This is a genomic window from Sandarakinorhabdus sp. (genome assembly GCF_031430775.1).
Taxonomy (GTDB): Bacteria; Pseudomonadota; Alphaproteobacteria; order Sphingomonadales; family Sphingomonadaceae; genus Sandarakinorhabdus.
Genome location: NZ_JANPCD010000167.1, coordinates 1 through 8,698, shown reverse-complemented (window position 1 = coordinate 8,698; position 8,698 = coordinate 1). Strand labels below are relative to the sequence as shown.

At 64.0% G+C, this 8,698-nt stretch carries 5 protein-coding genes and 1 pseudogene; 3 read left to right on the top strand and 3 right to left on the bottom strand.

The window, feature by feature from the left end; genetic code table 11:
* Positions 1-3: 3 nt before the first annotated feature.
* A pseudogene (locus RMQ73_RS10665) lies at positions 4-528 on the top strand (putative inorganic carbon transporter subunit DabA).
* On the opposite strand, the gene RMQ73_RS10660 reads toward RMQ73_RS10665, so the two are convergent.
* The gene (locus RMQ73_RS10660) at positions 529-1,329 is read right to left on the bottom strand and encodes an agmatinase family protein (protein WP_310498209.1); all 801 of its coding nucleotides are present in this window, start codon (positions 1,327-1,329) and stop codon (positions 529-531) included. It abuts the pseudogene before it with no gap.
* A gap of 110 nt (positions 1,330-1,439) precedes the next feature.
* Between RMQ73_RS10660 and RMQ73_RS10655 the strand changes: the two genes are divergently transcribed.
* Positions 1,440-2,495 (top strand): AI-2E family transporter, encoded by a 1,056-nt coding sequence (locus RMQ73_RS10655; RefSeq protein ID WP_310498207.1) that lies wholly within the window; start codon positions 1,440-1,442, stop codon positions 2,493-2,495.
* A gap of 256 nt (positions 2,496-2,751) precedes the next feature.
* Here RMQ73_RS10655 and RMQ73_RS10650 read toward each other — a convergent pair whose 3' ends face one another.
* Positions 2,752-3,876, bottom strand: a complete 1,125-nt coding sequence (locus RMQ73_RS10650) for a hypothetical protein (protein WP_310498205.1) — start codon at positions 3,874-3,876, stop codon at positions 2,752-2,754.
* A 359-nt stretch (positions 3,877-4,235) separates the two neighbouring features.
* Here RMQ73_RS10650 and RMQ73_RS10645 point away from each other — a divergent pair, with 359 nt between their 5' ends.
* Complete coding sequence (locus tag RMQ73_RS10645) at positions 4,236-5,459, top strand: hypothetical protein (RefSeq protein WP_310498204.1); 1,224 nt, start codon at positions 4,236-4,238, stop codon at positions 5,457-5,459.
* Positions 5,460-5,625: 166 nt separating this feature from the next.
* Here RMQ73_RS10645 and RMQ73_RS10640 read toward each other — a convergent pair.
* The coding region (locus RMQ73_RS10640; RefSeq protein WP_310498203.1) for a VPS10 domain-containing protein at positions 5,626-8,698 on the bottom strand (3,073 nt) is incomplete at its 5' end.

The following is an 8,698-nucleotide window of genomic DNA, read 5'->3' as shown; positions in this document are numbered from 1 at the left end:
CAGGTGCGTCCGGAAGGGGGCCTCGCCGGCGATGGCGCATTCAGCGCGGCGCCGCGCAGCCGCACCCATGGCGTCGATCTGGGTGGCCGCGCGTGCCTGCACAAGTAGGACTGGCGAAAGGATGAGGGGTGTGGGGTGCTGACGCTGATAATGACGGCGCCGATGGTCGTCGCGTCATGGATCAACCTGCAATATTATGGTTCGGTCGTGAACAACAAGGCGTTCGGTTCGGGCAACAAGGTGCTGCACAATGTCGTTGGCACACTTGGCGTTCTGGAGGGCAATGCCGGTGACCTCAGGACCGGATTGCCGTGGCAATCTGTCCATGACGGCAAACGGCTGATGCATGAGCCGTTGCGCCTCAATGTGTTCATCGAGGCGCCGCGTGATGCCATCACGGCCATCATCCTGGCCAACCGCGGTGTGCAGGACCTGGTTGATAATCGCTGGATCCATCTCTGGGCGATGGACGATGATGGTCAGGTCACCCACCGCTATGACCGCGATGGCGAGTGGCTGGCCGCCTGATCACATCTTGCGGGCGCCCAGCGCGGCCAGTTCCTTGACGAGTTTGGCCGCCACGGTGGCAGTCATGCCATTGATGTCCCGCCCCGGGTTGAGTTCGACGACATCGGCCCCGATGATCGGCCCAGGAATGCGCGCCAGCACATCAAGCAACTGGCGCGTCGACAGCCCGCCCGGCTCGTGATGGGCGACGCCGGGCGCAAAGGCCGGGTCCAGTCCGTCAAGATCGATGGAAACATACAGGGGCGCCGCCGGAATCGGGACGTTGCCGGCAGCAAAATCACGCATCGGTACGATTTCCACGCCAAACCGCTGCGCCTGTTCCCGGCAATGGGCATTCAATGTGCGGATGCCGACCTGCACCAGCCGCACGGCATGGCCAGCCTCCATGATCCGGGCAAAGGGCGAGGCATGGCTGCGGCGATTGTCATCCAGGCTGTCGTACAGATCGGGATGCGCGTCGAAATGCAGGATGTTCACGGGCCCCAGTACGCTGGCGATGCCGGCAATGGCAGGGGCCGTCACCCAATGGTCGCCGCCCAGCAGGATGGGCACCGCGCCGGCGCGAACGGCATCCGCCGTGGCAGCGGCGATCAGCGCGTCATCTTCGGCTGATTCCGTCAGGCGCAGATCTCCCATGTCGGTAACCATGATGTCGGCGCCGATTGCGCCGCCCAGTTCCGATGCGCTGTTGCCGGCATCGGACCAGAGCGCGGCGCGAATCAGGGGCGGAGCGGCAGCGGCACCGCGCAAAAAGCTGGAATTGCTGTCTGTTGGCGCGCCTATCAGTCGAATTTCCGCCATTTGCGCTCCGTTTGGGGTCCTGCCCCTTGTCGTGGTAGCACCATTGCCATGCCATCGCAGCAAGGCAACAGCCATGCCGCCAAGTTGATCGACCGGAGGACGCACTGCCCATGACCAGTCCAGCCAAGCGGACCGATGTCGATGCCGGCGCCATGTTTCGTGGCAGCCTTGCGGCCATGGCCGGTATCGGTCTGGCTGTCGTGCTTTGGCAACTGAACCAGCTGCTGCTGGTGTTGTTCGCCAGCGTGCTGGTGGCCGTGATGCTGCACGACTTCGCGCATCTGCTGAAGCGGGTGACGCGGCTGCCATTTGCTGCAGCGCTGCCATTGGCCGTCATTATTCCGTTGGTCGCGCTTGCCATAATCTTCGGACTGTTCGGATCGTTGATGGTCGAGCAGTTCGCGGCGCTGGCCCAGCAGTTGCCTCAGGCAATTGCACGGGTGCAGGCTTGGCTGCAAACCTCGGTGCCGGGCCGTGAGGTCATCACCCAGCTGAGCGGCTTTGCACCGCGCATGGAGCAGGTGCTCGGTATTGCGCAGGCGACGTTGGCCAACATCGGCTCGGCGCTGACGGGCCTTGCAGTGGTGCTGGTTGCTGCCGTCTATATCGCGGCGCAGCCCCGGCTGTATGTCGATGGTGTGCTGTCCATGCTGTCCGAAAAGAATGCCGCAAGAGCGGCGGCGGCGGTGCACGCCGGACGCGACGCGCTGACGGCCTGGCTCAAGGGCCAGGCAATAGGCATGTTGTTTGTTGCGGTCGGCACTACCATCGGGCTGAGCATCATCGGTTTGCCGTCGTCGGTGGCTATCGGACTTGTCGCGGGTCTTTGCGAATTCGTGCCCTATCTTGGTATCGTCGTCGTGACGATTCCCACGGTCATTCTCGGCTTTGGCCAGGACGTGCAGACTGGCTGGCTGACTATTCTGGTTCTTGTGTCCGTGCAGCAGCTACAGGGCAATGTCGTCATGCCGATTGCCCAGCGCCGTTTTGGCGATTTGCCGCCGGTGGTGACCATTTTCAGCTTGATCGCGTCGGGCGCCTTGCTGGGGCCGCTCGGCGTCATTCTGGCCGTGCCGCTTACGGTTGTTGCCATGGCCCTGTTGCGCCTGGCGCTGGAAAGCCGCGGCAAGCATTCGCCGTTGACCGACCTGCCGGCGGCGGAATGAGATTCGCAAAACCGGGCCTGTGGCGGAGAGGGTTTCTTTCAACCGAAACGCGTAACTCACTAACTTAAATCATTAAATATAGACGGAAGCTGTATCCATACTGGACGGCGCCGGGTTTGCCGGAGGCTCCAACTCCTGGAAAGGTGGAGGGCCTACGAGCAAATCAACGAGCGCCTGTCCGCCCAAGGTGCGCCAGCGCGCGTTGCGGATCGTGCTCGATCACCAACGGGATCACGTGCACCATGTTCGTCGGAGGCTATTGTCCGTCCAAGCGCGCTGCATATAGCCCCATCCGGTTCCGCACGGGTGCTTCATCCCCTACATTGCCCGGCAGACCCAGTTCGGCCAAGGTTTCGCGGGCGGCGACACTGCCGGCAGCGGGGTCGGCGGCAATGGCGGCGAGAATGGCAGCGCGCCCGTCGGCGGGCAGGCGCGCTTTCAATTCGGCCGCGACCAGCAGTGGCAGGTGGGATTGCAGCGGTTCGGTATCGTAGAGATCGGGCACGGCGGCGATCAGCAGCAGGTTCCGCGCGCGTTGGGCAAGGTCTGGAACGGCAGCAGCAGGCCATTTTTCGATCTGGCGCTGGATGCGGGCGAGCGCGCTGGCGGTTGCGGCGTCAGGCACCGTCGTGGCGATGGGCGCGATCGGCCCGGCAGGTGCGGCAACGATAGCGAGGTCGGCGCAGGGCATAGGCGGACCTGGCCGGTGCCAAACGAGCGCGGACAGGCCGAGCCACGCCGTGAACATGAGCAAGTAGGGCCAGCGGCGAGGCAACAGCCGGGTCACCAGCAGCGTCACCGCCGCGGTACCTGCGAGAGCAATCAAGACCGAACTTGCCGCGCGTGTGCCAGTACCGGTAAGCGCCGTCTGGATCGCAGTGCTGGCCCATTGCGCCGGCAACAGGACCAGCAACCAGTCGGGCAGCGCGCCCGGCATGGCCGATGCTGTCAAGAGCATAGCCGCCTCGCCGGCGACCACGAATACGGCGATCCACCAGCCCTTCTCGCCCGCCGAGCGGGCAAACAGGGCGCCCCGCGCGGCAAAGCTGAGACTGGCGATGATAACGCCCAGCCCGGTTGAGAACGGGTGTGGCAGGGGTGGCATGCCCAGCGCACGCGCCAACATTATCAGGCCAGCCCCGGTCAGCAGGGCCAGAAGGATGCCGATCCACAGGCGCCCGGCAGCGGCCGCTGTGATCATGCCAACGCCCATCAGGCCCACGGCCAGTATCGGACCGCCAGTCAAGGCCAGCGGCGCCGGCGCCGGCGCATCCACAAGCATCAGCATGGCCAGGGTCGGTGCCGCAACCCCGGCCAGCACCGCTGCCGGCCAGGCCAGAAACGGCCAAGCCAGAGGGTGAGCGTGTGACAAGGTCTTCATAAGTCAGACATTGATTGAAGCGCCAGGCATTGTCGAGCAGGCACCATCATTGGCACGCGGCTTCGGTAAAGGTCTCCTTGCGGACATCGCAAGGCGCGGCCGCTGTCGACTCAATTCAAGCCGGTCCCCGATTGGTGTGGAAATGTCAGCTCCTGTCGAAACAGGCCGTCTGCACGGCCTTGAGCAGCACAGCACCTGCGTTCCCCATTGTGGTTGTCGTAAAGTCGAAGACGTTGCGTCGCTTGGAATGCCGACCGTGAAAATTGCTCTGTAGCCATTGGCGCCATGACGGGGCCGAACGAATTGCTGCTTGGCCTTTTCGTCTGCTACGTTCTGGCTTCAAGAGCGAGGAGGGGCAAATGCGACGCGACCTGCTGATTCCATTTGCGGCATTGCTCGCGCTGGCCGGAGAGGCTGCGGCCGAGTCACCCGCAAACAAAGGGCACTACCTTGTCGTTTGGGCCGGGGATCGCGCCAAGGCAGGGACCAACTTCATCGCCGTTATCGACGCCGACCCGAATTCGACCGGCTTCGGCAAGCTTGTGACAAGTGCAGCAACCGACCAAGTGAGCGTCAATCCCCATCACACGGAATATGTGATGCCGGCGAGCGGTCTTCTTTTCGCGAACGACCATAATGCAAGTCGAACGGTTGTCATGGATCTACGCAATCCCCTGAAACCCCGGCAGGTTGCGTCGTTCGGCAACATTGGCGGCTATGCCATGCCGCACAGCTTTCTGCGCCTGCCGAATGGCAATGTGCTGTCCAGCTTTCAGTATCCGGATCAAGGCGAACACGTCGGCCACGCTGCAATGACTGGCAAGACCGGCGGTATCGTCGAGATCGATGAAAGCGGCAAAGCGGTGCGTGCTGTCAGCAATGCGGATCCGAGCTTCGGCGACGAGGGACTTCTGCCGTACAGCCTCGTCGTGCTCCCGGAGATCGACCGGGTGCTGGTCACCAATTCGCCGATGGGCGATGATTTCCTGCTGACCAGCAACACCTATCAGGTCTTCCGCCTGTCCGACCTCCGGCTTCTTGGCACACACCGGCTTGATCCCGGACCAAGGCTGAACGGCCATGTCTCACCCGAAGAAGCGCGTGTTGGCCCAGACGGAGCGGTCTATGTCCAGACACTTTCATGCGGCGTGCAGCGTGTCACCGGCATCGAAACGCCAAACCCGGTCGCGAAACTGGTGCACCAGTTTCCGGGGAGCTGGTGCGGCGTACCAACCATCGTTGGCAACTACTTCATTCAGAGCGTGCCCTCCATCCACGGCTTTGTGGTTCTCGACATTCGCGACGGTTCCAATCCCGTCGAAGTCTCGCGTCTTGTCATCGACGCACGCTATTCCTCGCACTGGACCGGGTGGGACGCTAAGGCGAGGCGCCTCGTCGTCACGTCAGGACAGGCGGGCGACCGCACCTATCTGCTCAAGCTGGATGAGAAAACCGGGGCCCTGAGCATCGATACTGCTTTCCGCGACGTCGATGGCAAAGTCGGATTCAGCTTCGACAGCCGTCCATGGCCGCATGGCTGGAAAGGTGAAGCCGCGGCGCATGGCGCAGTTTTCACGCGGTGAGACAGCCGGCGCAAAAGCCTATCTGCATCTGACCCGGTCACACATGTTGTACGCCGTCTACCCTTCCTATCCTGTAAATCGCCTCGCTCATGTTCGTGTCAGCTCAACGTCTCCTTGCGGACAATGAGGCAACGCTGCGTTGCCGGCAAACTCTGTCCGGAGCGACTCACCATGATTTTTCCCCGGCTTCGGCTTTGCCGTCTGCCGGCTTGTTGTCGCCCGGCGGCAGCGGCTTGCGTTCCAGCGGGGTCATGCCGGCGGTCTGCAATTCCGCATTCGCCGCCGGCAACCCTTCGGCCAGCGCCGCCTCGAGCGCCTTCAACTGCACGTCGAGTTGCGCCGACAGGTCGGTGAACACCGCACGCGTGCCGTCGGTGGGCGGCGCCTCGGCGCTCTCGATGGTGCCGATCAGCGCCGCGAGCTTGTTGTTGAGCTTGATGGGATAGTTGAGCGGGTCCTGCCGGCTCTGGATCTTCACCTGATGGATCTCGGCCTCGATTGCCGACAACCTTGCCATCAGCGCGGGTACCGCGGCCGGCACCGGCTTGCTCCCCTTGCCGAGAGCATCGGTCTGAGCGCGGATACCGCGCACCAGAAGCACGGCATTGTTCGCCTCGCTCACCCGCGTGGTGACGGCCTGCGCGAGGTCGAACCGCGCCTTCAGATCGGCTGCACTTACCTTGACGCGCGGATCAGGGCCAATGCTGAAAGCCTGCTCGAACGTCTTGCCGTCCACGATCAGCCGCGCCCGGTAGCTGCCGGGCAGCGCAGCCACGCCGCGGTTGGACGCCGCCCAGAAGATCATGCTGTCGAAGCTGGTGTAACCGGGCTGGCGCATGTTCCAGGTGAAGCGGTTCATGCCCGGCTTCATCGTTGCGGTCGGCTTCCTGGGCGGGCCGTCATCCTCGTCGTCGTCATCGCTGCCGGCCGGCTCTTCGGTCTTGGCCGCGTCCTTCTTCGGATCCTCGGCCTTGCCGCCGAACCGCTGGATCGGCTTGCCTGTGCTGTCGAAAATCTCGATCGCCAGAGACTTGGGCGCGGCGGCGAGGTGATAATCGATGGCGACACCGGGATCGAGGCCGCGCAGCGCCGGCGCCGGCGCAAACAGCCGGGTCTCGGGCTTTGTGCCGGGCTTGAGCCCGGCGTTCACCTGACGCAGCAGGCCGGCATTGTCCATCACCCAAAAGCCTCGGCCATGGGTGGCGATCACCAGGTCCTGCCCCGACACGGCCAGATCGGCCACCTGCACATCGGGCAGATTGGCTTGCAGCTTGTGCCACGCGGTGCCGCCGTCGAAGCTCACGCGGACGCCGCGTTCGGTGGCGAGATACAGCATGCCGGGACGCGCCGTATCCTCGCGGATGGAGCGCAGCATCTCGTCCGCCGGCAGCCCCGCAGTGATCGGCGTCCAGCTCCGGCCATAGTCGGTCGTCTTGAAGCCGATGGGCGCAAAATCGTCCATCAGAAAGCGGTGCGCCACGACATAGGCCGTGCCGGGGCTATGGGGACTGTCCTCGACCGTGGTGATCTTGGCGAACCTGGGCATTGCCGGCGGGGTGATGTCGGTCCAGTTGGCCCCGCCATCACGGGTGATGTGAAGCAGGCCATCATCGCTGCCGGCCCAGATCACGCCCTTTTCCAGCCGCGACGGCGCCAGAGCGAAAACGGTTGCATAGGTCTCGACGCCGGTCTGATCGCGGGTGATCGGGCCGCCCGACGGGCCGAGCGTGGCGGGATCATGCGCAGTCAGATCGGGGCTGATCTTCTGCCAGCTCTGCCCCTCGTTGCGGCTCTGCCAGACATGCTGCGACGTCACATAAAGCGTGCCGGGTTCATGCGGATCGAAGACTATCGGGAAGGTCCACTGGAAGCGCTCGGCGATGTCGCCGGCCGAATACCCCATCGGATTGTCGGGCCGCACGTTGATCGCGCGGCTCAGGCCGGTCGCATGGTCATAACGGGTCAGCCTGCCACCATAGCTTCCGGCATAGAAGATGTCGGGGTTGCGCGGATCGGGCGCCACATAGCCGCTCTCGCCGCCGCCGACCGCGATGCCATAGGCGCCGCCCAGCACGTTCTGGTTGCGGTGGCCGCGTACCGGCACGCAGATGGTGCTGTTGTCCTGCTGGCCGCCGCAGGCAAACGCCGGCTGATGCGCGGTCACGGACAGGCGATAGATCTGGGCCGTGGAGAAATCCTGCCGCGTCCAGCTGGTGCCGCCGGTGACGCTCACATTGGCGCCGCCGTCATTGGCCTCGATCATCCGCTGGTTGTTGTCGGCGGCGATCCACAGGTCGTGATTGTCGCCGTGCGGCACCTTGATCTTCTTGGGGAAGGTCTTGCCGCCGTCGTCGGACCGGTAGAAGTTGACGTTCATAACATAGACGCGATCCTTGTCCTTGGGATCGGCCTGGATGCGCGTGTAATAAAAGGCGCGCTGGCGCAAATCGCGGCTTTCGCTGCGCTTTTCCCAGTTCTTGCCACCGTCATTGCTGGCATAGACCCCGCCGGCCGCATCATGTTCGATGATGGCGTAGACTCGGTTCGGGTCGACGGGCGACACGCTCACCCCGATCTTGCCGAGAAGTCCATCTTTGGGCAGGCCGGGCGCGCGGCTGATCTCGGTCCAGCTGCTGCCACCATCAGCGCTCTTGAACAGGCCGCTGCCCGGCCCGCCGCTCGACATACCCCAGGGCTTGCGCCAGGCTTCCCAGAGCGCGGCGTAGACCACGTCCGGGTTGGAGGGATCGATGCTGATGTCCACCGCGCCGGTCTTCGCGTCGCGATAGAGCGTCTTTGTCCAGCTCTTGCCGCCATCCTTCGTGCGGAAAACGCCGCGATCCGCATTGTCGGCGCCATAATGGCCGAAGCTGCCCACGAGCACCGTGTCGCAATCCTTGGGGTGAATACGTACCCGGCTGAAATTCTGAACATTGCCGAGGCCGATCTTGGCCCAGCTCTTGCCGCCGTCGCTGGTCTTCCAAACGCCATTGCCAGGCAGGATGTTGCCGCGCAGCTGCGTTTCTCCGGTGGTGGCATAGACGATGTCGGGATTGGCCTCGCACACCGCGACGCCGCCGAAGGCCGCGGTGTCGACCTTGCCATCGGTCATCGGCTTCCACGACACGCCGGCATCGACGCTCTTCCACAGGCCGCCGCCTGTGGCCGCAAACCAATACTCGTTGGGCCGCGCCACGCTGCCCACGGCCGAGATTGAGCGCCCGCCCCGGGCGGGACCG

Excerpts from the sequence above, each read along its gene's own strand:
- RMQ73_RS10660 (WP_310498209.1), bottom strand. The coding sequence starts at position 1,329 with ATGGCGGAAATTCGACTGATAGGCGCGCCAACAGACAGCAATTCCAGC.
- RMQ73_RS10655 (WP_310498207.1), top strand. The coding sequence starts at position 1,440 with ATGACCAGTCCAGCCAAGCGGACCGATGTCGATGCCGGCGCCATGTTT.
- RMQ73_RS10650 (WP_310498205.1), bottom strand. The coding sequence starts at position 3,876 with ATGAAGACCTTGTCACACGCTCACCCTCTGGCTTGGCCGTTTCTGGCC.
- RMQ73_RS10645 (WP_310498204.1), top strand. The coding sequence starts at position 4,236 with ATGCGACGCGACCTGCTGATTCCATTTGCGGCATTGCTCGCGCTGGCC.